Genomic DNA, 26,078 nt, shown 5'->3' with positions numbered 1-26,078 from the left:
TTTGTAATATTACATTTTATCTTATTATTTCATTTTTTTGTGCTATTATATTTGCTATTTTTCACAAAAAGGATACACATGGCACTAAAAGTATATTATGACAAAGATTGCGATTTAGGTTTGATACAGAAAAAAAAGGTAGCAATTATCGGCTTTGGGTCTCAAGGACACGCACACGCAGAAAACTTGCGAGATAGCGGCGTAGATGTAATCGTAGGACTTCACAAAGGTGGCAAAAGCTGGGCTAAGGCTGAAGCCAAAAACTTTAAAGTAGTCGAAGTAGCCGTTGCCACAAAGGAAGCGGATGTAATAATGATTCTAATCCCAGATGAGTTGCAAGCAGATGTGTTTAAAAAAGAAATTGAGCCAAATTTAAAAGAAGATAAAATCATAGCCTTTGGTCATGGCTTTAACATTCACTTTGGGCAAATTAAAGCACCTAAGGGAGTTGGCGTAATTATGATAGCTCCAAAAGCGCCCGGGCATACGGTAAGAAGCGAATTTGTCGCAGGGGGTGGCATCCCAGACTTAATTGCGGTAGCCCAAGACACATCACGTGGGGACGCTAAGGCTATCGCTTTAAGTTACGCAGCAGCAATTGGGGGCGGACGAAGCGGGGTAATTGAGACAACATTTAAAGATGAAACTGAAACTGACCTTTTTGGCGAGCAAGCCGTGCTTTGCGGGGGCGTAACTAGCCTTGTAAAAGCAGGATTTGAGACATTAGTCGAAGCCGGATACCCAGAAGAAATGGCGTATTTTGAATGTTTGCACGAATTGAAATTAATCGTAGATTTGATTTATCAAGGTGGCTTAGATAATATGCGATATTCAATCTCAAATACGGCAGAATACGGCGATATGATAAGCGGACCACGTGTAATAAACGAGCATTCAAAACGTGCAATGAAAGGCATTTTAAAAGACATTCAAGATGGCAAATTTGCAAAAGATTTTATCTTAGAGCGAAAAGCTGGATATGCTAGAATGAATGCAGAGCGCGCCAACCTAGCCGCCCATCCTATAGAGAAAGTCGGCACACGCTTGCGTGAAATGATGCCATGGATAAACAAGGGCAAACTTGTGGATAAGGCTAAAAACTAGAGCGTTACGAAATGTAACATAAATATATAAAATTAATGATATTCGCATTAATTTTAAAATAAATCATACGAAATATTTTATTTTCACGTTGTAGATTAAAACATGGATTTTAAGATTCTATAGAATCTACATCAAATCGCAGTCTTCCATCTCAAAGGCTTCATAGATTTTTAGCATTTCTAAATGCTCTTTTAAATCGTGCGTGCGGATAATATCAGCGCCATTCATAAGGGCGATAAAATCGGCTATCACACTTGCAATAAGCCTAGAATCCTTCTCACTCCCCAAAATCTTCCCCAAAAAACTCTTATGGCTTAGCCCCATCAAAAGCGGCTTTCTAAAGTGCTTAAAATGCCGCAGTTTCGCGATTAGCTCGACATTTTGCTCCGCACTTTTCCCAAAGCCTATGCCGACATCAAGTATCACATTGTTAATTTTTTGCGCGTGTAAAAATCGCAGTTTTTCTTCGAAATATTTATCGATTTCTAGCAGTAGATTCTCATAATGTGTATCATTTTGCATTGTTTTTGGATTGCCACGAATGTGCATTAAAATGTAGCTTGACTTTGGATATTTTTTTAGAATCTGGCTCATAGATTCCACATTCCCGCTAATATCATTGATAATATTAAAACCACTATTTAATGCAATATCTGCCGTCTCAGCATTATAAGTATCGATACTAAATTGCGTATTAGTTTTAATTTTTGAAACTTCTTTAAAAATCAAATTCAGCCGCTTAATCTCGATTTTAGATTCTATAATATCCGCATTTGGTCGCGAGCTAGCCGCGCCGATGTCGATAATATCCGCACCCAGCTCAATATCGCTATGGATTTTTTCAATCGCGTCTTTTACGCTAAATTCCTTATAAAAACTATTAGATTCTACATTTATGATACTCATTACGCTCTTTTTATGAGATTTTTTGTCATTGATTTTGGTTTGGATAAATGCGCGGAGTTCGCGGCTTAGCGACTTTAAGCCAAAGGGCTGTCGTTGCATTTTTAGGCTAAGGAGTTTCAAGCTTTTTAGCGAGCCAAAAAGCAGGCAATCATAGCTTTTTTTCTCGCACAATATCGCGTCACGCGGCGTGACAAGTTCCGCGCCAACGCTTATTGCATCCTGTTTTAGAATCTGCATTGCCTGTAGTTTCAACCCATCGATTTTAAAGCCCAAAATCTGCGTTTTATCCTTCATAATCTTGTAGCCGATGCTATCTGGCTTTATGTTTAGCATTTCGGTATTTAGGTTTTTCACTCGCTCTAGGCGCATTTTCACTCCTTTTAGATTCTAAATTGATAGAATCTAACTTTCCTTAATTAGTTGCAAAACGTGCAGGACGCTTATGTTTTCCATTTGTATGCCGCTTGTCATGCTTTTCAAAGTTAGCGTTTTGGTTTTAAACTCGTTTTCACCGATAATTATGCTAAACTCATGCCCTTTTGCATTTGCATAACTCAAAGATTTTTTCATTTTTACCGCGTCTGGATAGACTTCCACATTTATCTTACTTTGGCGAAGCGTTTCAGCGATTTTGTGTGCGAAAGCAAAATATTCCCTATCCATCGCAATGATTAGTGCGCGTGCCATCGTGCCTTTCATCTCAAGCAAGTTTAGCTCTAGCAAAGCGGCAATAAGCCTATCAATACCGATACTAGCCCCCACGCCACTAAGCCGCTCCTGGCTAAAACTTTGCGTCAAGTTATCATAACGTCCACCGCTACACACGCTCCCTATGCCACGAAGCCGATTTAAAGTCGTCTCATACACGATGCCTGTGTAATAGCCTAGCCCCCTAGCAATGCTAAAATTAATACGAAAAATGGATATATCACTCTCCAAGCCATCCAAAATTTTTAGCATAGATTCTAAGTCATTTAAGCCCTTTTTAAGCGTGTCATTATAGCCTTTCAAAAATTCGATTTCCTTAAAAAAGTCGCTGTAGTGGCTAGTTTGCTTAATGCTAATCAAATCCATTATAGAATCTATCTTGCTAGATTCTAACTTTAGCTCATTTTGCAGCTCCATTTTGACAGAATCTAAGCCGATTTTATCGAGTTTATCAATGATTCTAAGGCTAGATTCTATTGCTTCACTCACGCCAAAATACTCAAAGATTCCATTTAGAATCTCGCGGTGGTTTATCCATATACTAAATTCCTGCAAGCCCAGCGCATACATACAAGAGCAAATCACCTGCAAAATCTCGGCATCGCAGCTCAAAGAATTGCTCCCGATAAAGTCAAAATCACATTGCGTAAATTCCCTATAACGCCCCTTTTGCGCGCGCTCCCCACGGAAAACATTGCCTATTGCGTAGCGTTTGAATGGCAGCTCTAGCTCGTGGCGATGCTGTGAGATAAATCTTGCAAGTGGCACGGTCTGGTCGAAACGAAGCGCTACATCGCGTCCGCCGTGGTCTTTGAATCTGTATAGCTCTTTTTGGATTTCTTCGCTGCCTTGCTTTATTAGAATGTCGGCGTATTCAAGGTGTGGCGTTTCAATGGGCATAAAGCCATAGCTTAGGAAAACTTCGCTTACGGCGTTTAGTATGCTAATTTTTGCTTGGGCTTCTTTTGGTAATCGGTCGCGAAAACCGCTTAAGGTTCGCGGTGTGATTAAACTTTTTTCTTGATTCATAATTATCCTTATTTAAAGGCTTTAAAGGCGAAATTATAACAAATTTGTTTAGAATCTAACATGAAATTATTATAAAATTATTCTTTTTGAATGTTGAAAACAAAGGAATATTATGAAAGATTCTAATACAAATGCAATAATTTTAGCGGCTGGATTTGGCTCTAGGCTTATGCCTTTGACCGCGAACGTGCCAAAATGTATGGTTGAGTATAAGGGTAGGAAAATTATTGATTATGAGTTGGAAGCCTTGAAAAATGCGGAGATTATAGAATCTAAATTGCAAGATTGCTTAAAAGATTCTAAAAAAGATTCTATAGAATCTAATTCAAATAAAATAAAAAACATTGCCGTTATAGGCGGTTATAAAGCCGATATTTTGCAAGATTATCTTAAAAATAAAATTAATAGATTCTATATAAATAGCAATTTTGCAAATACAAATATGGTTGCTACGTTATTTTGTGGGCGTGAATTTTTGCGTGAATGCGTGGAAAATAAAAGCGATTTGATTGTTAGCTACGCGGATATTATCTACACGCACGACATCGTGGAAAAGCTTTTAGAATCAAGCGGCGAGCTAAATATTATCGTGGATGATTCATGGCTAAAATTGTGGGAAAAACGTTTTGATAATCCTTTGAGTGATGCTGAGACGTTGAAAATTAGGGACGGCAAGATTAAAGAGCTAGGTAAAAAGGCGCGTGATTTTAGCGAGATAGAATCTCAATATATAGGGCTTTTTAAGATTAGGGCGGATTTTTTGGCGGAAGTGATTAGATTCTATGATAGCCTTGATAAGGGTGCGATTTATGATGGCAAGGACTTTCAAAATATGTATATGACGAGTTTCTTGCAAGCTATCATTGATAAATATGATAATGCAAGGGCTGTGCGAATTAATGGCGGCTGGCTTGAGATTGACAATGCAAGTGATTTGGCGTTGTAGATTCTAAAATTGTGGTATTTTGAGATTTAAAATAATGTAAATTTAGAATCGTTTTTGCTTAATATATTAATTTTCGTTAAGATTTTAAAGATGAAATTTTTAAGGATAAATTATGGCAAAAAGTATTAAAAAAGATTCTAAACAAACAAAAGATTCTAAGCAAAATATAGAATCTAAAAACACTAAAGATTCTACGCAAATTATAGAATCTAAAATGCAAGAAACGCCACTTGATACCCAAAACTATATACAAATCACAGGGGCAAAAGAGAATAATCTAAAAAATATCAACTTAAAGATTCCAAAAAATAAGCTTGTGGTTTTTACAGGGCTTAGCGGTAGTGGGAAAAGCACACTTGCCTTTGATACGCTATATGCTGAAGGGCAGCGGCGTTATATAGAATCTTTGAGTAGTTATGTGCGGCAGTTCCTTGATAAAGTTGGCAAGCCAAATGTGGAAAAAATCGATGGTTTGACCCCGGCGATTGCCATTGACCAAAAGACTACGAGTAAAAATCCGCGTTCCACCGTTGGCACGATTACTGAGATTTATGACTATCTGCGGCTGCTTTATGCGCGTGTGGGCGAGCAGTTTTGCCACATTTGTGGGCGTAAGATTAGCTCTATGAGTGCGCAAGATATAATTGATGAAGTGCTTAAATTGCCGCTAGATTCTAAACTTATAATCTACGCACCACTTGTGAAAGATAAAAAAGGCAGCTTTGCTGAAAAGTTAGAATCTTTGCGAAATAAAGGCTATGTTAGGGCTAAAATAAATGGCGTTATAACGCGACTAGACGAAGAAATAAGCTTATCTAAAACCAAAAAGCAAACCATAAGTTTAGTAATTGATAGAGTTGTGTTAAAAGAAGAGAATAAAACGCGTATCGCTCAAGCTATAGAATCTGGGTTAAAAGAAGCTTATGGTGAAATCGAAGTAGAGATTCTAAATGATTCTAAAGAAAATATCCCAAATAGCGAAAAAAATGAGAATCAAATCATACATTATAGCGAGCATTTGGCGTGTTTCCATTGTAAAGTAAGCTTTGAGCCTTTAGAGCCTTTGGCTTTCTCATTTAATTCGCCCAAAGGTGCGTGTAAAGAGTGCGGCGGCTTAGGAATGAAATATAGCCTTGATATAAACTCCATTATTGATAAAAATGAGCCGCTAAATAAGGGCGGGATAAAGTTTATCTTTGGCTTTAATAGGAGCTATTATTACGCACTATTTGAGGGCTTTTGTGCGGCTTATAATATTAAGCCAAATGCTACATTTAACGACTTAACCCCCGAAGTGCAAAATGCGCTACTTTATGGTAGCTCAAGGCAAATTGAAGTCGAGTGGCGACATAGCAAACTTAAACAAACTTGGCGAGGAGCAATGCAAATCGCCTTAGATGTTTTGAAAGAAGATGCAAGTGAATATATGATAGAAAAGACCTGCCCTGCGTGTAAGGGCTTTAGACTTAATCCACAGAGTTTAAGCGTAAAAGTAGCAAATAAGGGCATAGCAGATGTGATTTCTATGCCGATACAAGATAGCTATAAATTTTTTATAGAATCTAAAAACTTTGATTATCTAAATAATCAGCAAAAGCAGATTTCAGATTCTATATTAAAGGAGATTAAAGAGCGTTTGTTCTTTTTGTATGATGTAGGTTTGGGCTATCTTACATTACATAGAGATGCTAGAAGCATTAGTGGGGGCGAGTCTCAACGCATAAGAATTGCATCTCAAATAGGAAGCGGCTTAACAGGTGTAATGTATGTGCTAGATGAGCCAAGTATCGGCTTGCATGAAAGGGATACATTGAAACTAATAAAAACCCTAAAATCCTTGCAAGAAAAGGGCAATAGCGTGATAGTCGTAGAACACGATAAAGAGACGATATTAAATGCGGACTTTATCGTGGATATAGGACCTGGCGCTGGGATTTATGGTGGTGAAGTGGTATTTAGCGGAAGTGTAAAAGACTTGCTAAAAAGCAATACTATATCCGCACAATACTTAAGCGGTAAAAAAGAGATAAAATATCCGCACAATCGCAAACAAAAGGAATGGATAAGCATTAGCAATGTTACACTGCATAATCTGCAAAATGTAAGCGTTAAGATTCCATTATCTAACTTTGTGTGCGTGACAGGCGTTAGCGGTAGTGGGAAAAGCTCACTAATTTTACAAACGCTTTTGCCGGTCGCGCAAGAATTGCTAAATCATAGAAAAAAAACAACCGCAAGTAATGGCGTGGAAATCAAAGGCTTAGAGAATCTTGATAAAGTGATATATCTAGACCAAAGTCCTATCGGCAGGACGCCGCGTAGCAATCCTAGCACTTACACAGGGCTAATGGATGACTTGCGAAATATTTTTGCGGAAAGTAAAGAAGCCAAAATCCGCGGATATAGCGTAGGTCGCTTTAGCTTTAATGTTAAAGGTGGGCGTTGTGAAAAATGTCAGGGTGAAGGCGAGATAAAAATAGAAATGCACTTTTTACCAGATGTGATGGTGCAATGTGATGCGTGTAAGGGGACGCGATATAACGCGCAAACGCTTGAGATTCTATACAAGGGTAAGAATATCGCGGATGTGCTAGATATGAGTGTGGATGAGGCCTTAGAGTTTTTTTCTAAGATTCCAAAGATTTATAATCGCTTGAAAACGCTCAATGCTGTGGGCTTAGGATATATTAAACTAGGGCAGAGTTCGCTTACTTTAAGCGGTGGTGAAGCCCAAAGAATAAAGCTAAGTAAAGAGCTAAGTCGCAAGGACACGGGAAAAACTTTATACATTTTAGATGAGCCTACAACGGGACTGCATTTTGCAGATGTGGATAGACTTACAGGCGTGTTGCACCGCCTTGTAGATTTAGGTAACTCAGTCGTGGTAATCGAGCATAATTTAGATGTGATAAAAAACGCAGATTATATCATAGATATGGGACCTGAAGGGGGCAGTGGCGGGGGAAAAGTAATCGCTGTTGGCAGCGTAGATTCTATAATCGCTAACGTATCTAAAACACACAGCTACACCGCCCAATTCCTTGCTAAAGAAATCGATGGATAATCTAGATTCTATTTTCACTAGATTCGTTTTCTGTGTTAGTGCTTTTCTTTTCCTTATTCTCGCGAAAATATAGCGGGTCAAAAAACACCAAAAGCGGATAGCCCTTTTCTTTCAGCTCTAAGAATGCCGAAATAGGCAGGTAATCATTCTTTGGATAGTGGCTTTTTAGCTCGCTTGCCTCGCTTGTCTTGCCGACCTCTAAAAGCATATAAAAGTAGGCAAATACGCTATTTTCAGCCTCTTTACTAAGCCGCTCAAAAAAGCTTAAAACCGCATTGATATTATTCTCACTCAAATTTTTCGCCAGATTTATCGCAAGGCTTAGATACTCACGCTCACTCAAATTCAAAGCCTTTAACGCAGAAATCAAAAGCTCATCTTTAAGCTTCATAGAATCTGCAAAATTAGATTCTATAATCTTAGAAATATTTGCAAAATTTAGATGATTTGGACTAAGATTCAAAGCCTTTTCAATCAATTTCGCACTTTTAGATTCTATAATTTTCTCCCATGCAAAGCTATAAACTTCATAACTTTGTGCGTTTTGATAAAGGCTAAAGGCGTTCATAGAATCTAAGGGCGTTTTAAGCACATTTAACGCCTTATTAGAATCTACATTTACACCATTTTCAAGATTTTTACGATAGAGCGGATGCGCCGCATTTAGCTTTATTTTAGGCACTTCGCCACCTTGCTCTATGTCTTTTAGCTGCGCGAAATTATTGTCAAATTTCTCATTATTACTCAAATTTGAGCTTAGATTTGGCAAAAGATAGAATCTTTTTAGGATTTTGCTTAGCTCTTTTAGCCGCACATTTGAGAAAACCCTGTCATTACCGGCACCTCCTAGCATTTGCTCATCGATTTGCGTAATGATTTTATCCACATCGCGGTTCAAACTCATCTTTTTAAACTGCACAACCACCGCGCCGATACTCATAAAAATCCAAGTGATAAGCAGCAGCACGACCATCGGCAAGCAAAGCCACACCGCAAGCGGCAACGTCAGCACAAAGTCAAACCAAAGCGTGTTGTGCAGCGTAAAAGTATCCTGCGTCACATAAAAGGCATAAATCGTCACAAGCGCGATATACACGATAGCAAAGCCTATAAAATACCGAAGTTTCATACTTTCTCCTTTAGAATCTAAATTAGATTCTATAAAATAAATTTTAAGATTCGCTTTGAAAATTGAAAAGATTTTGGAAATTTAGGTTAGTTTGTATGTTTTTTTATGGTTGAATGGAACTTAATAAGATTTTGTCTTATTAAATTAATTGCTTAGAAAGGTGGTTTAGAATTTCTTGCGATTCACGTCATCTAGGATTTCTTGGGCGATGCGATTTACATTTTGTGTGATTTCATTTGTCGTGTTTGCCACGGCGGCGTTATTTTGCGTTACTTGCTCTAGTTGCGAGATGGCTTCATTTATTTGTGAGATACCTTGAGTTTGCTCTTTTATGCTTTCTGCCATATCATTGATAGATTGCACCAAAATGTTTGTGTTTGCCTCGATTTCACCCAAAGATTTTTGTGTGCGTTCTGCTAACTTTCGCACTTCATCAGCTACGACTGCAAAGCCACGTCCATGCTCTCCTGCTCTTGCTGCTTCAATAGCCGCATTTAAAGCTAGTAAGTTTGTCTGGTCAGCGATGTCGCGGATAATGCCGATTACATTTTTAATATCTTCGCTTTGTGAAATCACTTCGCCTGTTCTATCGCTTACATTGTGCATACTGCTTGTGATTTGCTCGATTGCCGATGCACTTTGCTCTAAAGATGATGCTTGTGTTGAGCTGCCTTGCGTTAGCTGCTGCATAGATTCTTGCAGGCTCGCACTTTGCGCGGATAATTCATTTGCAAACTTGCTAGAAGATTCTAACATCGTGCGGATTTCACTACCCAAAGTATTTGTAACGACTTCTACGCGACCTTTTGCATTTGCCACTTCGGTTGTAAAATCTAGCTTAGTATAGCTATTAAACACGCGGGCAAGCTCATTTGTATTGCTACCGATTTTTTGCTGTAAGATTTCAAGCATTCTATTTAACACTTCTTTAAGTTCCACTAGCTGTGGATTAGCTGGATGCTCGATAATTCGCGCGGTCAAATCGCCAGATTCTATCTTTTGTGCAGTTTCAGCGCTCTGCACGATTGCCTTAGAATCTTGCTCCAAATTCGCCTTAGTTCGCTCTATATTTTTATTTATCGCTGTGCCGATAGCTCCTAGCTCGTCATTTCCATGAATGGGGATTAAACGTGCATCTTTTTGCTCGTGATTAAGGTAGGCAAAAAATTGCAAAAGTCCATTAAGTAGCCCATTTATACGTTTAACCAAGCCCCCTTGAATGTAAATAATAATCACCACCGCAATGACAATAATAGATACGATTGAAAGCACAAGAACGGTAGCTGCACGGTATTTAGCGGCTCCATTATTATCTCTTCAGGACCTGTTGTGATAATTGCCCAGCGTTTATTTATCCCATGCCAAATTTCAAAGCTTTGCAAACTAGCAAGGCTTTTTACACCATCAGTTGTCCTATACTCATAGATTCCATCTTTTCCAGCGGCTTGAGCTTGTAATAATGTCGTAGCAGTAGCATCTTTATTCACTTCATCTAGCTTTTTCATTAAGAAACTTTCACTAGGGTGGATTGCTACTACGCCCTTGCTATCAAGCATAAAAATGCGACTACCTTTATATACAGAATCTTCTTCTTTTCTAAAAGCAGCTTGAAGCGTCTTAAGATTCAAAAACGCCCCAACAACGCCTACAACCTGATTATTTTTCACAATAGGATAAGTCATCGTTACGCCATAAATATCATTCCCGCCCAAATGTATGCGGCGAGGGATACCAAAGGCAGGCTTATTATTTTGCAAACTCTCTTTAAATGCGGGATACTCCAAAATCTCAGGCAAGGCAGGGGCATAACGCACACCGCCGTCATTTTCAGGGTCATCATCAGTTGCTACAAGTAGCATACCGCCATCAGCGGTGAAATGATGTTCCTTAGGGAGTTTTGGGTCGTTGCGATACATATTTGCACCATTTTTAAGATAGATAAACGAGCCACTCACATACGAGCCAACATCGCTCATTGATTCAAGATTAGATTCTAAAATCTCAAGCGGAATCACATCAATCATCCTATAAACTGAGTCGATATTTTTACGCGCAGAATCTACATTGCCAAAGCCGCTTTCAATCGCGCCAACGCCCATCGCCACGAACCTATCAGTCACATTATCTAGCAGTTTATGAGACTCTTCGCTAATGATTTTTGATGTTTGATTTGAAATCAAAACGCCCATAATACCGACACAAATAACAAGCACACACGCAATCACAAGACAAATTTTTGTCCCGATTTTAAGATTTTTGTAGAAATTCATAAAATTCTCCTTACTAAAATTCTATAAATTAGAACAAATCACTTATTTAGATTCTATATTTTGAAATATTTTACTTTTGTTTTATAGAATCTTTGTTTATAGAATCTTTTTAGAATCTTGTGTGATTTTAGATTCTATTTTTTGATTTTAGATTCTATGATTTTAAGAAAAAATCTCAAAATTAAATCGTAAAGTAAATGATTTGTAAATGATTAAAATATTTTCGTAATAGTAATGTAATTATTTTGTAATCATCTCATTTTAAGCAAATTTTAATAAAAAATTTTAATAGGTGTGTAGAAATGAAACATAAAAGGATATTTTTTATATTTCAATTTCATCATTTAGCTTCAAAATACAAACAATATAACAGCTTAATATTTTAGTTTTTCTTTGCTTTTTCAAAATTATTTGCAATTTTGTCAAATACTTCTTGCATTTTTTTTAAATCATCTTCATTAGATATTAATTTCTCTAATTTAGCTTTACTTAGCTTATTTCTATCGCTTTCATCAATACTTTTATATAGTATTAGTCCAGCATTAGCTAACTTGCTAAAAGCATTAGCAATATCGCCTACTTGTTTAACATCATTTAGTGGGTTTTTACCCGTGCCTAATTTCTTTAGCTTTTCATCTAATTCTTGTGATTTTATATCCATATAATCTTTTATGCTATTGCTCAGTTTATTTTGTTTATCTTTTTCTTGTTTTTCTATCACATCTTTTGCTATTTCCATTTTTTTCATATTTTCTCCTTAATTTCATAGAATTTACAAAATCTACATTATCCCCGTGTGTTTATCTGCACGTGCCCATGCTTTTAGTTTGTTTATTTTGCTTACTTCATCTCCACTTAGATAGATTATAAAGGCGTATTGATTTTCCTCTTCATGCTGGCGAATTAAAAAAAACGTTCGCTGTTTATAGGACAATGCAAGGGGGCTAAGCGGCTCTACTTGATACATAGGATATGTAAAATTTTTCGTATTAGTTAGGATATTGCTAACTTTTCTGCTACGTTTTGTATTATAAAAAGTAAGCCCATAATCTCTAAAATCCGAAAATACACCCAAAATATGCTCCCCATCACTACTAGCAAAAGAAAAATATAGATGCGAATAAAGCCTATTTAGCTTATTTGCCAAAATACTAGAATACTCTGAGCGAATGGATTGAAAAGTATGCAAATACAAGTCTTTAATCCCATACCACCCTTCCTTTTGTATATACGTGATTTCAAAATCACCATAAATAGCACAAGGTAAATCAAGATTGCGAATGTCTTTTATTTGCTTTGCGTTACTATTACAATACCTGCTACTCACAATTTTGCTAAATAAATCAACACTATCTTGTATAAATTTTTCACTATATTTAAACTCAAATGAGACCAAAAAGGGCGCAAGCTCGACATTATATTTATCCACATAGCCATTTTTTATATTTTTGTCAAGCTTAAAATCATCAAAACGATTAGAAAAACTGCTAGTCTCAAAGCTCTTAAACTCCAAAATATTGACATAATAAGCCTTTCCGCTAAGTAGCGGTTCTATAATCAAGTTATCAAAGGCTTCATTTACCAAGTCATTATTATCATACTCAAATAGCTCTTTTTCCGCAATCTTAGTAGGCATTTGCGAGTTAAAATCGTGATGAGAAACATGCTGCATTTACTACCCTATCCACTTGAAATATTTAGAAATATGTTAAGTTAGAATTATACAAGATTATGTAATAATCATATAATTTTTTTACAAAAATTTTAACTTTTAGATTCTAAAGTGTGAAAAAATTTCACTTTTTATTTCTTATTAAAAAAGCAGTTTTAATTTTCTTAAACACATAGAATCTTAGATTCTAAAAGCGCTTGTTTTCCAAGTCGTTGTTTAAATCCGTGCTTAACGTGTTTATATCAGTGGCGATTGTCTGCGTAGTGTCTGCCATATTCACATTTTCTTGCGTTGTGTTTGAGATGTCAGCTATGCTTTCATTTATATGTGCGATTGCGGTGGTTTGCTCATTTATCGCGTGTGCCATATCGTTAATGCCTTGTGTTAAGCACTTTGCATTCGTCTCAATCTCACTCAAACTTTTTTGCGTTTTTTCGGCTAGTTTCCGCACTTCATCGGCTACGACTGCAAAGCCGCGTCCATTTTCCCCAGCCCTTGCTGCTTCGATTGCAGCATTTAGTGCTAGTAGGTTAGTTTGCTCCGCTATTTCGCCGATTACATCGATTACGTGTAGTATGTCGTCTCCTTGCCCTTTTACTAGGTTTGATTTATCGTTTATGTGCTGAATTGACTGCGTTATTTGGTCTATTGCGGTGGCACTTTGCTGCAGTGAAGATGCTTGATGTTGGCTTATATCACGTAGTTTTGCGACGTTAGAATCTAGAGTCGTGCTATAAGATTCTAAGTTTTGAGAAATATTAAAGCTTTTCTTTAGAATCAGGCTTAGTTCGTTTATCGTTTGATTTATATCCTTTTCTATACCGATAGGATTTTGTATTCTATCGCTATAGTCGTGGTTTATCGCCTTTTTTAGAATGCCACGAATGCGCGAAATATCTTCGCAAATACTTTGACTTAAAACGCGGCTCATTTCATTTAGTGAATCTATTATGCTTTTCAAATTTGGATTTGTAGAATCTACTGCGATTTGCGCGCCAAACTTGCCATCTTTAGCCTCAATTATCATATTATTTAGTCCGCTCATTAGGCTTTCTTCTTTATGTCTTATATCTTTTATAAAGGCGATTTCTTTATTGATTTTATTTGAAATTTCACCGATTTCATCCTTGCTTTTAATGTTTTTTAGCGAAATGCTAGTGCTTTTATAATTCAAAAAGTCAAAAAACGCACTCAAATTAGATTCCATAACTTTAAGATTTTTTAACGTCCATTTGATAACTAAAATAATCGATAATCCAACGATGCCGATAATTGCGATAAACCACAGCGTATTTTCAATGATTAAACGCGTAATTATAGGCTTATACTCATTCTCACTGCTTACCACGCAGATATTCCAATCAAGTGACGCCTTTTCGCAGATTCCATGTTTCATATCAGGGCTACCCTTGCGGAAAAACTCGAAATGCTCGTGGCTATCCGCACTTTTCTTAATCACATCAAGGGAGTATTTTGCATCAGGATTAGTATTATTCATCACATATTCGGCGATGGGGTGCATATACAAATTATTATCTTTAAAGATAATCACATCGCGTTTATCGGTTTGCATATCGCTTATTTCCTGCTTTAGCTTACCTAAGTCGTAATCTACCGCCACAATCGCTGCCACATTTTTATTCTCATCAAAGACAGGTGAGTAAAAAGTAATGGTAAGTTCGCCTGTGGTAGAATCTTTATAAGGCGCGGTATTGCCCGTTTTACGCGCGTTCAATGCTTCTTTAAACCACTCTTTAGTCCTTGCATCATAGAATCCACCGTTATTTGTAAGCAACTGATGGGTTTGATACTCATCTTTCTTGCTACTTGTAAGCGTGTAGCCATCGCTAGTATAGCTAATATATACGTGCAAAACACCACTTGTCACACCCGCTGCGTGCAGATAGTAAGTGATATTATTTCGCTCTCTATCAAAGGAATTTGGATTTTTGGTAAAATCATTTGCCATTCCATTTACAAACTCATACTGCTCTTCAATAATCTTATTGACAAAGGCGGTAATGATTTTTAGCCGCTTTTCATTTATGCTAAGGCTGCTATCTACAAGGTATTCGCGTTGCTTGATGTAGCTTATAGTTTGATACGCGCTAAAGCAAATAAGTAGCACGATTATGATATTTAGCGAGATTTTTTTACTCATTTTATTCTCCCTTTTATTTTGTATTTGTATATTTTAAAGGGTAAATGTAATATCTATTTAAAGGGAGTGTAAAATTTATTTTGGGGGATGTGAAATAAAGTATGTTTTATTGCCTACTAAAAGTTACCTCACCATAGCCATAAATTCGCAAATGCGCAATGGTTTTTTCATCATTAAATGGGTCATCAATTCCTAGAAAATAAATCTTTAAATAGGGCTGATTTAGTGCGCGATTTACGCCTTGTGTATCAAGCAAATTTAGATTCCAACTATTTAGGCGAAAATCTTTGTAAAGCATAAATTGATAAGGATAATTATCATAACGCACAAGCACAACAAGCCCTTGATTGCGATAAAGCGTCCAACGCAAAGTAAAGTTTTTTTCTTCACTAATAGTTTGTGAATCTTTTGAGGCAGAAACCACAGCACGTAAAACCTCATCTTTTTTCAAGTCAAAATCAAGCTCAAAACTAGGCTCAATCACCTTTGCAAACGCAAAATTTAAAAAAAACAATATTGCAAATGATACTATTGCATAATGATAAATTTTCATTGTGTTTCCTTAAGATAAATTCAAATAATATTATAAGGATTCTGTTAATTATAGAATCTACCCCCACATATTCATATAAATATTATAAATTTTTTGATTTTTATGTCCTAATACACTGCCATATCCAAGTTTAGCCGTATTGTTTAACGCGTTAGAGCCAAGTTTTAATGACATAATTTGACTATAATTTATTTTAAGATATAAATCAAAGGCAAATTCATTGTTCGTCAAAAATAATACAGCATCCTTTAAATCCTGAAATTTCTTTGTATGTGGGAGAAATTTTAATGCTTCTTGATAGCTGATATTGTTTATTAAAATAGCAATTTTTGTTTGATGAGAAATAATAGTTTTGCCAATTATAAAATTACCACCCAACACATTATTACGCATTCCTAATTTATTTTGTTGATATTTATTTATTTTAATTTGATGTGGAATATTTTCTAGGATAGAAATTTTATTTTTAAGATTAAAATTTGTTTCTAAGACTTTTTGTATATATTTTTTAGGTTTTCTAAGGCTTAAAATCAAAGGTGCAAAAGGCAGATATACACGTGCCATCTTAGCATTATCAATACCCAAAATATTGAATAAAATTTTTGAAATACTATCTTTAAAAATACTAGATTCTATAGAATCTAATTTATTAGAATCTAGAATATTTTGATTAAAATTTGAATAAAAACTACGTGGATAATTTTTGCGTAAAATAATTTCATAAAATAAATCAAGTAAATAATGATTAAAAAAATCAAGCAACAAACTCCAAGAGTTTCCATCATCTTTATTTCTAGCAAGTTTATCTAACATATAACTTGGAAGTTGTGAAGTTGAGCCTTGAATACCAAAAAAATTGATAAATAATTCTATATTTAATTGCTTTGCATTTTTATTAATTTTTATAGAATCTATCTCCTTGTTAGGACAACCAAGTAAGTTATTTACTCGCAAGAAAATATTATTTTTAGCGTATTTTTTTAATAAATTGCTGTATGCAAGATAAAAAGAATTGGCTGATATATTAGAATCTAATTTAGATTCCGTATTTTGTATTTCGCCCTTAGATTCTATAGAATCTAAAATATTGTTGCTATTTTCCACTTTATGTTCTCTAAAATCTAATTCTTAGATTCTATAGAATCTAGCTCTTCAGGGGATAAATCGCGAAGGAAGCGTTCTTTGTCAAATGAGACGTTTAGATAGCCTGTGATTTCTTCGCTATCTATCATTGCGTTTTGCAAACACGATGTTGCGCCAGGTGATGGCGTCATATTAAAGGTTAAGCCCTTGCCCGTGCGGATACGCTTTTCGCCCATTACAAGTTTCTTCGCACTTCTATCTAGCACTTGCGGACGCACTTCGCCATAGCCACGCGCTAGTTCGACTTGATTTATCGTTAGTGATGGTATAATTTTTTGCGCATCTTTTAAAAACATTCGCTTACCAAAATAGGGCAGTCCAAAGAAAATATTGCGGAAAACATAGTTGCGAATGTCAGAATCTTTAAACAAATCATAGGTGATTTGAAACACTTCTAAGTGCATATCAAGCTTAAAAAGCTCAGGACTAAGCTTATCAAACCAGTGTTTTCCACGCTCTAGCTTTGGCATAGCAAGCGCGGTAGGACCAAGCCGCGTCTTACCACTTACCGCTACATCCGGGTCACCATGTAAGGCGGCAAAGGGCAGCTTTGGATTTTGCACGCAATATACTTTCCCTTTCAAAATATTTGGGGCAAAATAGAAATTCCCCGCCACTGGAAAGCAGCCTAAATCTAAGCCATACCCGCTTTTTTGGGCTAAAGGCAGGGCGTAACTTCCCGCATCTACTAGCACAAATTTCGCATAAATCTCACGCCCATCTTCGCTTTTTAACGCATATCCTGTGTTTTTAGATTCTATATCTTTGACTTTAAAGTTGAAAAATACTTCATTTTGCGGATTTTTTTCCTTTGCCTTTTCTACAAAATATTCGCTCAAAAGCTCAAAATTTACCGCACACCAGTCCGCATCATAGCCCGAGCCTACGACATTTTCAGGTCTATCATTCCCATTTGCCCCTTCAATTACCTTTGGCTCGTGCTTTTTGACCTGCTCTTTATCAAAAAACTGCAGCCCTTTGAAAATCTCTTTAAATTCTTCATGGCGTTTTTTCATATATTCACACTCGACATCGCCCACACCTATCGCCATTTTCTGCATTTCAAATATGATTTTATTTTGCAGATTTTCTTTCAAGCAAAAATTTCGCACTTTTTGCGCTGCAAGTCGCACAGACCTAGCCTTTGCCGCTGTATAATTCGTTTCAATCGAGCCATCGTGTATCGTTTGAGAGTTCGCCTTATGATTTGAGCTAATTTGAGCTAGCTTGCTTTCTTTTTCCACCACCGCTATTTTTTGCACGCCGCTATACTCACTCAATGTGTAAAAAGTGGCACATCCGCTCACGCCACCACCGATGATTACGACATCAAACTCATTCATTATCTAACTCCTTAAAGCATTTACAAAATCTTGAAAAATGTCAATTTCACAAATATGACCATCATTTTTATCGCTATTTAGCGTCAGTTTTGGGACTTCATGGCTATGAATTTGCTTATTTATATACAAGATTCTAGTAGCATATTCTAGCGTGATGGGAATATCATGACTGATTGAAATTATAGTATGAAATTTATTGATTTGTTGCAATATTTTGTAGATTTCTTTTTGTGTTTTCGTGTCGATGTTTGATGTCGGCTCATCTAAAATGAGTAGCTTTTTATCGCCTGCTAAAGCCCGTGCTATCAGCACTCGCTGCCTTTCACCGCCGCTTAATTCGCCGATTTTTTTAAAGGCTAAATGGGCAATTTTTAGCTTTTCTAAAAGTAACATTGCTTTTTGCCTTTGTTTCTTTTTTACACGAAATCCAAACATTTTAGATTCTAAAAAGCCCATTTCTACCACTTCGATAGCCATAATGGGAAAGTTTAGGTTTATTTGCGTATTTTGCGGGACGTAGCCGATTTGTTTGGTGCTATTAAACAAGTCTTTGTTTGGATAAAAAATCCCGCTTTGGTAGGGTTCTTTGTTTGTTGTGTTTATGTTTATGTTTATGTTTTTTGTGGAATCTTTTTGGTGTTTAGATTCTATAGAATCTTTTTGGTGTTTAGATTCTATATTTTGCCTTGCAGATTCTATGGAATCTTTATTTGTCGTGTTTTCGTTTTTAGAATCTTGGCTTTTAGATTCTATAAAATCTTTTTTGATAGAATCTTGGTTGTTAGAATCCACGTTAGATTCTATGTTGTGTAGTTTAGATTCTATGTTGGAATCTTTATTTACCACGCTGGAGTTGATATTTATGTTTTTTATGGAATCTTGCTTTTTAGATTCTATATTTTGTCGCGTGGATTCTGTGTTTTGCATTATAGATTCTATAGAATCTTTATTTATAGAATCTGTAATATTTTGATTTTTAGATTCTATATTTTCTAGTTTAGAATCTTTGTGATTTATAGAATCTTCTTTTTTAGATTCTATGGAATCCTTGTCTAGCGAGTCGTTGTGTGAAAAATTTTGATTTATAGAATCTTTTTTAGATTCAGTATTTTGTCGTTTAGATTCTATGGAATCTTTATTTATTGTGTTGTCATTTTTAGAATCTTGTTTTATCGTGCTGGTTTGAATTATAGAATTAGATTCTATATTTTCTAGTTTAGAATCTTTGTGATTTATAGAATCTTTATCTATCGCATTGTCGTTTTTAGAATCTTGCTTATTAGATTCTATAAAATCATTGTTTGTCGTGCTACTTTGATTTATGGAATCTTCTTTTTTAGATTCTATATTTTCTAACTTAGAATCTTGAAAGTTATTATTTTTAGAATGTGTAGAATTTAGAGCATTTTCTATAAAATATTTTTTTATTGCGTTGGTCTTATTGATAGAATCTGTATCTAAAAAGTTAGTGTTTTTATAAAATGGAGCAAGTGGCGTAGGCTTTAAAATCCCAAGCAAAAGCTTTATAAAAGTAGTCTTCCCACCGCCATTAGGACCTATAATCCCCAAAAACTCATTATTATAAATATCAAAATTTATATCCTTAAAAACATACTCTTTTTGATATTTAAAACTAACATCCCTACCACTTATTATAACTTTCTGCATAATCCAACTTTTATCTAGCAATTATAGAATCTAAAATCTATTTTTATCAATCTCATCCAATAATTTTTGGCACGATAAAGTAGTTATCCTGCGTTTCTGGGGCGTGTTGTAGCACAGATTGCGTGATATTTGAAGCGTGTGGGATGTCCTCTCGCATAGGCGTTTTTTGGCTAGAAATTTCGCTAACTTTGCTTGTATCCACTTCTTGCAAACTCTCCATTTTTGCGATGATTTGGCTTAATTCAGCCTTAAAATTTTCCTTTTTTTTACTATCAATTTTTATCATTGAGAGCTTTTCTAACTTGCCTAAAAGTGCGTCATCTACTTGCATTCGTATCCTTTTACTCAATCTTTTTGTGATGGAAAATTATAACATTTTTGTGTGAAAATTTAGAATCTACACGCCGCGAAAGGTGCAGGTTTTACAAATTTGTGACAAATTTTTGTGCGTTTTTTGTGCGTTTTGAAAAGACTTAAAAGTTCTAGATTCTATAACTTCGCTAAAACTTTGAGTTTTCAAATCCCCCAAAGTCATAAAACCTTTAGAATCCAAACAACAAGGCACTACAAGCCCATTTGATAAAATCCCAAGTTGAGAAATACTACCCAAACAATATGGCTTAAGATTAGAATCTAAGTTATGAATTTTAGAATTTTTAGAATCTAAATCGCTTTTTGCAAAATTCACAAAAGAAGATTCCATAAAGTTATTATTTTTAGAACTTTTTATCCATTTAAATTCATTATGAAAACGCAAGAAAAAATGTTTATTAAGCCTAATTCGCCGCTTAGTTTCTTGGCTCTCAAAGTCCCTAAAATGCGATAAAATCGGCGTAATATCATAGTTGCCAAAAAGGCGTAAATTAACATAAATTTTATACGGACACGTTTGCAAAAACTCATAAAAACGCAAAATCTGCGAAAAATATGTTTCAAAATCCAAGCCATTATCAAAGGCAGAATCTAGCGAAAAGCTCACCTGATGCACATTTTGTCGTGCCAACTCCTTAAAATGAAAATCACTCAAATTCGCCCCGCTACTCACAATATCCACACGAATATTCTTAGATTCTAAAATATCTAAAAAAGCTGATAAATTCGGCACACAAAGCGGGTCGCCAAGCACATGCAGTGCGAGCAAATTCACATGATTTTTAATCTGCGTGGTAATGCTATCAAACAAAGCCAAATCCATAACGCCACGTACCGCCTTTTTTGGCGGGCAAAACGAGCATTTTAGATGGCAAATATCACTAATTTCTAAATAAATTTTGTAGAATTTCATATTGAACCTTAAACATTGTTTCTAGATTCTAACTTTCATACAACTCTTGCTCGATTGGCAAGACATCAATTTGGTTTGATAGATAAAAATATTTGCGTAAAACTAGGAAGTTTAGGGCGGATTCTAAGTGTGGGTTAAAAAATTGCGAGCAAAAAATATGCGCGTTTTCTATGATTTCTTTTGCTTCGCTTTCACGCGTAAGGTAATAATCTAGCACGCAATCTAAGTTGCTATAATCAAGGGCGATTTCTCCGTAATGCACGCCAGGACGCAGGCTAGATTCCATAAACCAAGTCTCAATTTGCGGCGGCGGCATAATACAAAGCGAATTTGAGCTTAAAATCCACTTAAGATTACTCCCCACATCAAAGCCCTCAAGACTAAGCAAAAACTTGTAATTTAGCTGCTCTTTTATACTCATGGCAGGCTTTAAAAAAGCCTTGTTATAATCCGCGACATTGCCGACATGCCCTATATCGCACCGCTTGTTGCTAAAGTGCTTGTGAAAAAAATTTAGCCGATGACCTTGATGCACCGCCCCGCGAAATAGCAGGATGTTTTTTTTATTTTCATATTTTATAGAATCTTTTATAAAATGAAAATGCCTGTGTTTATCAAGTTTGAGCAGCACAGAAGTCTCATTATGCGGAAAAATAGGACGCGACTTAACAATTGCCGGGTAGGAAACTAGCTCATTTACATCGTGGAAAAGATGGCACCACCGCAGTTTGTCGCTAAAATATCGGCTAAACTCATAGCTATCATAATAATACGCAGTGCCGCTTTTAAGGGAGTTTTCGCCCAAAGTGGCAAAGTCTGGCTTTACAATTTTTAGGTTAGCTAGGCGGCTAGGCACACTTGGCAGTTTGTCATTAAATCGCTCGTTAAAATTGCAGCTTTGTGGGAGTTCATTAGCATTCTTTATCATATCAAAATGAGAATTTAATTTATTGTAAAATTCAAGTCTTGGCTTTAAAGATTCTAAAGAAAAGCGTTTAAAAATGCCCTTAATCTTAGAATCTAAAAGGCTTTGTGGGATAAAACGTGGCGTAATGTGGCGAATAATGCCTTTAAGATTATAAAAAAATCGCATTTCACGTTCTTTAGGATTATAAGAATCTTTCATATTTCTTCTTTAATTTATAGAATCTAAAAACCAAATTATACTAAATATTATGATAGAATTTAAGGCTATTTAGATTCTATAATTTTTAAGGATAAACATTGCAAGAATTTAATTTTGACATAAATTATGCAAATTCACTTTTAGCCAAAATGCGACACTACATTCGAAAAAAAGATGTAAAACTTTATTTACGCTCTCGTAATTTGAGTAAAGATGACTTAGATTTTATCGAGCAAATAAGCCTTATTCACTTAAAAAATATTGAATTAGATTCTAAGATTAATCAAAATTTTTATGGTGTGCTAGATAATTTTATTTTTAATACACTTTTTAGCCGTCATTTTTTTAGTAGTTTTGAGATGTTTAGAATCTTGCTTTATAGATTAAAACTTCCAAAAAAGCTAATGTTAATGGATGTAAAATATCATTTAAAATCATTTTTAGCAAGTGATATTAGGAAAATTAGAACTGATAAAAAAGCTCAAAATTCCCTTTATATCTTAGAATCTTTACCTACTTTGCAAAAAGATATTACTAATTTTATAGAATCTATTAAAGAGATTCTAAGCAATGATAAGCTAGGTGGCGTTATTATAAATCCGCTAAATTTAGTGCTAAACCCAAGCTTAATAAGTAAAGAGAAATTTATAGAATCTTTTAGCGAAAATCTAGCACAGATTCTAAATAATGCAAATTCAAAAGTAATAACGCTTGATATTAATAGTGAATTTTTTATGCCTATTTTAGATAGTGTAGAGCGTTGTATTAATAATATAGGCTATCCTATTAGCGTGTGTATAAGTCTTCCTGCGTTCCATTTAGATTCTAAAGAAATGCTAGATTCTATCATTGAAGTAAGCGAAAGATTGATACAAAAGAAAAAAGCAAGGCTTATTGTGCGGTTAGTTGATATGGATATAGACTATCAAAGGCAGGTTTTTTTAAAAACGCAAAGCCATTTGCCAAATAGCATTTTTACACATCAAAATAGCATTATTTCAAGTTTTTTGAATCTTCTTGCAACTTGTGAAAGTTATAGCAATGTGATTGAATACTACGTAACTTCACAGGATATTTTGCTATTTTCTATCATTAAAGATTCTAATATTTCTTGCAAATTTGAAGTAAATAAGGCATTAAATTATCCATTTTATAAATTGCTAAAAAGGGAAAATAAGGAAATTATAAATGTTATTTTTTATAGTAGTAAGTTTAGTGATAATCTTGCAATGTTTTTAAAACTAAGCCATTTTAGTCTAAATCACAATCTTTTTTCGCTTATAAATATCGAGCTAAATAAAAAAGAATGGGAGAAAAAATGTAACACAATGGCAAGTATTTTAAATAATTTAGATAAAGATTCTAAGAAAAAATCCTTGTTAGATTCTAAGAATCTAGCGGAATCTTCATATAATTTTGAATCTTTTCATTATGAAATACAAAAGCCTTTAAGCAAAGATTCTATAGAATCTAAAAGCTTTTTAGATAAATTACAAGAGATGAAATTTACCCTTTTGCATAAGCATAAATTAGAAGATGTGCTTTATTTAAATCCGCAAGATTTAAATAGACTAACGCTTCAAGGGCTAAATAATATGCCTGCAAAATTTTCCCTGCATGCTGAAAGGGAAAAAGATAAGATTAAAAACGCTAAGGTATTGCAAGATTCTATATTGCAAAATCGCTTTAATATTATCACGTCAATTTTAGGAAATTTAAAAGAAAATATAGAATCTATTTTTGTCACACTGCAAGAAATATATCCGCAAACTCCGCCCTTTATATTGCAAGAGCAAGTCTATATGCTAATTGATACATTTAAATATTATGCGTATGAATATAGATTGCTTTTAAAGCAAACAGATTCTGTAATATTAATGAATATCGGTAGAATCTTTATTGACACTAAAGAGCTATCAATATGCGAGATAGCTTCAATTATCGCGGCAAATATTATGATAGGAAATGTTAGTTTGCTTAGTGATGGCAGAATTTCACGGCTACTTTATTATGTATTTGAAAGTATTATAGAATCTTGTCCATTTATGAGTATTAGAGATATTAGTGAATCTAAGCCAGATTCTATAAATGAAAAAATTATCATAAATAAAAAAGATTGCATAAATTATACAAATAATAATCTTTTGGTGTGGGATAAAGGGGAAGGCATTGTATTTATTAGCTCATTTTATAACTTTTATGATGCGTATTTGCAGGTCGCACAAAGCAAGTTCTATAACAATAAAAATATCACAATTTACACAGATGAATATATTTATGACAGGGCAAAGGAAGCCTTTATACCATTGCAAGTAGTGCAGACTTCACTAGCTGATTTAATACAAAATATTTCGCCAAATGTTTCAAATATTAGTATTTTCACATACAATAAAAGTGAAATGAACTACGCACTAAATAATATAAAAATTTCAATGCGTATAAATGCGTGCTATGTTTATAAACTAATCTCAGGTTCGCCACGTGCGTGCTTGCCCGGATATATGCCAAGCTTTGGCTCTAATATTTTGCTTACAAAACTTTTGCTTACAAGTCCAAATAGTGTTATTAAAAATAATAGTTTGTATAGTGATATAATAGGCTGCTTTAGTGGAATCTTAAGTATGGATGAAGTAGAATTTCTTTATAATCTAAATCATAATTACAGCCAGCACTTAGATGACTTAAAGCGAAGTGTGCGTGGTGAGAATATTTATGAGTTTAAAAGAGCGTATAATATGATTATTCGTGTGTATGAAAAAGATGATTTTTTTCATATTTGCGTGGTGCTACTTATTGCATTTTTGCTTGATATAAAAACTAAGGTTAGTTTTAGCCACGAGTTTTTAGAATCTAGGGAAAATTTAAGGCAGATTCTAGAATCTAATTTAAAGGAAAAATACATTGATATTTTTGATATTAAAGCACAGAGCGAAGATGAGTTTTTAAGCGATATTTCAATCTATACATTAATTAGAATTATGCAAAGTGAGAGCGATTTTAGCACACATAGCACCTATAAGATTCTAAGAAGTAAAGAAATAATCGCTGAATATTCCTTGCCTATACTAAATAAAAACTTAGAGCTAGAACGCTATCTCTCCACGCAATACGTCCAAATAGAACCAACCTTTTTACTAGAAACGGACATTAATTCGTAAGGGATTTAAGTTTTATTTATTAAAAAAAATAAATTTTTTGTCGATTTATGTCGCAAGTTTAATGCGTTTGCATTAAGATTTTATTTTAAGGAGACTTGTATGAAAAAGTTTTTGGCAGCAGGATTATTGAGCGTAGCAGTCGCTCAAGCAGGTGTGTTTGTAGGTGTTCAAGGTGGCTATGATATAGGTGCTGGTCGGACTGGCAGTGGTAAATTTGACTTACCTATTTACAATGGTATTACACAAGGTGGTTGGAGTGTAGGTGCTAACGCTGGATATGAGCTAAATTTTGGTTTAATTGGGCTTAGAGGTTATTTGCAACTAGATTATTCTAAGTTCCTTGAAGGTGCTGGTGCTGACAAATTCCACAATATAGACATTGATTTAAATGTGGATGCACTTGTTAATTTTATTAATGGTGGTGCATTTGGTATGGGTGTGTTTGTAGGTGTAGGTGCTGGGTATCAATATACTATACTTGATACAGAAAGTGTAGGAGCAATTCCTTTGTTTGCTCGAGCTGGTTTGACATTTAATATTTTAGAGCACAATAGAGTTGATTTAGGTATTAAGTTACCTATTACAGGTTGGAATATTAATGGTCCACTTGATGTTGGATTCTATTCACCACTTAAGATTCAAGCAAGCTATAAGTTTATATTCTAGTTTGTAGTCTTTCATAATTAATCTTTAATTTTAAATTTAATGTCTTTACTTTACACAAAGACATTATTTTTAGTTTTAGATTTACTCCCACATTTCCATATTTTAGTTTTCGAATATTTTTGCATTTGTATGTTTTTATCTTGTTAA

Annotated in this window: 20 protein-coding genes; 5 read left to right on the top strand and 15 right to left on the bottom strand. The window is 34.8% G+C overall.

What is annotated here, in order from left to right:
• Nucleotides 1-78: 78 nt before the first annotated feature.
• Nucleotides 79-1,104 (top strand): ketol-acid reductoisomerase, encoded by a 1,026-nt coding sequence (gene ilvC / locus LS64_RS05445; protein ID WP_034571993.1) that lies wholly within the window; start codon nucleotides 79-81, stop codon nucleotides 1,102-1,104.
• 126 nt (nucleotides 1,105-1,230) lie between these two features.
• Here ilvC and folP read toward each other — a convergent pair whose 3' ends face one another.
• On the bottom strand, nucleotides 1,231-2,379 hold the full coding sequence (gene folP / locus LS64_RS05440; RefSeq protein ID WP_034571996.1) for a dihydropteroate synthase: 1,149 nt from the start codon (nucleotides 2,377-2,379) through the stop codon (nucleotides 1,231-1,233).
• Nucleotides 2,380-2,412: 33 nt separating this feature from the next.
• Entirely contained in the window at nucleotides 2,413-3,747 is a 1,335-nt protein-coding gene (hisS, locus tag LS64_RS05435) for a histidine--tRNA ligase (RefSeq protein ID WP_034571999.1), read from the bottom strand.
• A 112-nt stretch (nucleotides 3,748-3,859) separates the two neighbouring features.
• Between hisS and LS64_RS05430 the strand changes: the two genes are divergently transcribed.
• Entirely contained in the window at nucleotides 3,860-4,693 is an 834-nt protein-coding gene (locus tag LS64_RS05430) for a phosphocholine cytidylyltransferase family protein (RefSeq protein ID WP_118949335.1), read from the top strand.
• A 214-nt stretch (nucleotides 4,694-4,907) separates the two neighbouring features.
• Nucleotides 4,908-7,757, top strand: a complete 2,850-nt coding sequence (gene uvrA / locus LS64_RS05425) for an excinuclease ABC subunit UvrA (protein WP_034574598.1) — start codon at nucleotides 4,908-4,910, stop codon at nucleotides 7,755-7,757.
• Nucleotide 7,758: 1 nt separating this feature from the next.
• On the opposite strand, the gene LS64_RS05420 is transcribed toward uvrA, so the two are convergent.
• From LS64_RS05420 to LS64_RS05355, 13 genes are all read right to left on the bottom strand, one after another.
• Nucleotides 7,759-8,886, bottom strand: coding sequence for a hypothetical protein (locus LS64_RS05420; RefSeq protein ID WP_034572513.1), 1,128 nt, complete (start codon nucleotides 8,884-8,886; stop codon nucleotides 7,759-7,761).
• Nucleotides 8,887-9,051: 165 nt separating this feature from the next.
• The gene (locus LS64_RS05415; RefSeq protein ID WP_202391516.1) at nucleotides 9,052-10,095 is read right to left on the bottom strand and encodes a methyl-accepting chemotaxis protein; all 1,044 of its coding nucleotides are present in this window, start codon (nucleotides 10,093-10,095) and stop codon (nucleotides 9,052-9,054) included.
• Between the two features lie 23 nt (nucleotides 10,096-10,118).
• Complete coding sequence (locus tag LS64_RS05410; protein ID WP_052062541.1) at nucleotides 10,119-11,156, bottom strand: PDC sensor domain-containing protein; 1,038 nt, start codon at nucleotides 11,154-11,156, stop codon at nucleotides 10,119-10,121.
• Nucleotides 11,157-11,538: 382 nt separating this feature from the next.
• Complete coding sequence (locus tag LS64_RS05405) at nucleotides 11,539-11,904, bottom strand: hypothetical protein (RefSeq protein WP_034572510.1); 366 nt, start codon at nucleotides 11,902-11,904, stop codon at nucleotides 11,539-11,541.
• 33 nt (nucleotides 11,905-11,937) lie between these two features.
• Nucleotides 11,938-12,828 carry a hypothetical protein gene (locus LS64_RS05400; RefSeq protein WP_052062540.1) on the bottom strand — a complete coding sequence of 297 codons (891 nt, stop codon included), beginning with the start codon at nucleotides 12,826-12,828 and terminating at the stop codon, nucleotides 11,938-11,940.
• Between the two features lie 187 nt (nucleotides 12,829-13,015).
• A complete protein-coding gene (locus tag LS64_RS05395) occupies nucleotides 13,016-14,989 on the bottom strand; it encodes a methyl-accepting chemotaxis protein (RefSeq protein ID WP_118949334.1) in 1,974 nt (657 codons plus the stop codon).
• A 106-nt stretch (nucleotides 14,990-15,095) separates the two neighbouring features.
• Entirely contained in the window at nucleotides 15,096-15,542 is a 447-nt protein-coding gene (locus tag LS64_RS05390) for a hypothetical protein (protein ID WP_052062551.1), read from the bottom strand.
• A gap of 57 nt (nucleotides 15,543-15,599) precedes the next feature.
• Nucleotides 15,600-16,598, bottom strand: a complete 999-nt coding sequence (locus tag LS64_RS05385) for a type VI secretion system baseplate subunit TssG (protein WP_034574623.1) — start codon at nucleotides 16,596-16,598, stop codon at nucleotides 15,600-15,602.
• 65 nt (nucleotides 16,599-16,663) lie between these two features.
• Entirely contained in the window at nucleotides 16,664-18,031 is a 1,368-nt protein-coding gene (locus LS64_RS05380; RefSeq protein WP_193554426.1) for an FAD-dependent oxidoreductase, read from the bottom strand.
• Nucleotides 18,032-19,696 (bottom strand): ATP-binding cassette domain-containing protein, encoded by a 1,665-nt coding sequence (locus tag LS64_RS12760; protein ID WP_193554425.1) that lies wholly within the window; start codon nucleotides 19,694-19,696, stop codon nucleotides 18,032-18,034.
• A 52-nt stretch (nucleotides 19,697-19,748) separates the two neighbouring features.
• Nucleotides 19,749-20,027 (bottom strand): Asp-tRNA(Asn)/Glu-tRNA(Gln) amidotransferase subunit GatC, encoded by a 279-nt coding sequence (gene gatC, locus LS64_RS05365; protein ID WP_034572542.1) that lies wholly within the window; start codon nucleotides 20,025-20,027, stop codon nucleotides 19,749-19,751.
• A gap of 66 nt (nucleotides 20,028-20,093) precedes the next feature.
• Nucleotides 20,094-20,981, bottom strand: a complete 888-nt coding sequence (locus LS64_RS05360) for a radical SAM/SPASM domain-containing protein (protein ID WP_034572539.1) — start codon at nucleotides 20,979-20,981, stop codon at nucleotides 20,094-20,096.
• Between the two features lie 28 nt (nucleotides 20,982-21,009).
• Nucleotides 21,010-22,107, bottom strand: coding sequence for a glycosyl transferase family 90 (locus tag LS64_RS05355; protein ID WP_052062550.1), 1,098 nt, complete (start codon nucleotides 22,105-22,107; stop codon nucleotides 21,010-21,012).
• 98 nt (nucleotides 22,108-22,205) lie between these two features.
• On the opposite strand from LS64_RS05355, the gene LS64_RS05350 reads away from it, so the two are divergent.
• Both LS64_RS05350 and LS64_RS05345 read left to right on the top strand, forming a co-directional pair.
• Nucleotides 22,206-25,265, top strand: coding sequence for a hypothetical protein (locus tag LS64_RS05350; protein WP_052062549.1), 3,060 nt, complete (start codon nucleotides 22,206-22,208; stop codon nucleotides 25,263-25,265).
• A gap of 99 nt (nucleotides 25,266-25,364) precedes the next feature.
• A complete protein-coding gene (locus LS64_RS05345; protein WP_034572537.1) occupies nucleotides 25,365-25,931 on the top strand; it encodes an outer membrane beta-barrel protein in 567 nt (188 codons plus the stop codon).
• Nucleotides 25,932-26,078: the final 147 nt, after the last annotated feature.

The sequence above is a fragment of the Helicobacter saguini genome, assembly GCF_000762875.2.
Classification (GTDB): domain Bacteria; phylum Campylobacterota; class Campylobacteria; order Campylobacterales; family Helicobacteraceae; genus Helicobacter_A; species Helicobacter_A saguini.
This window is presented reverse-complemented; position numbering and strand designations above follow the sequence as displayed.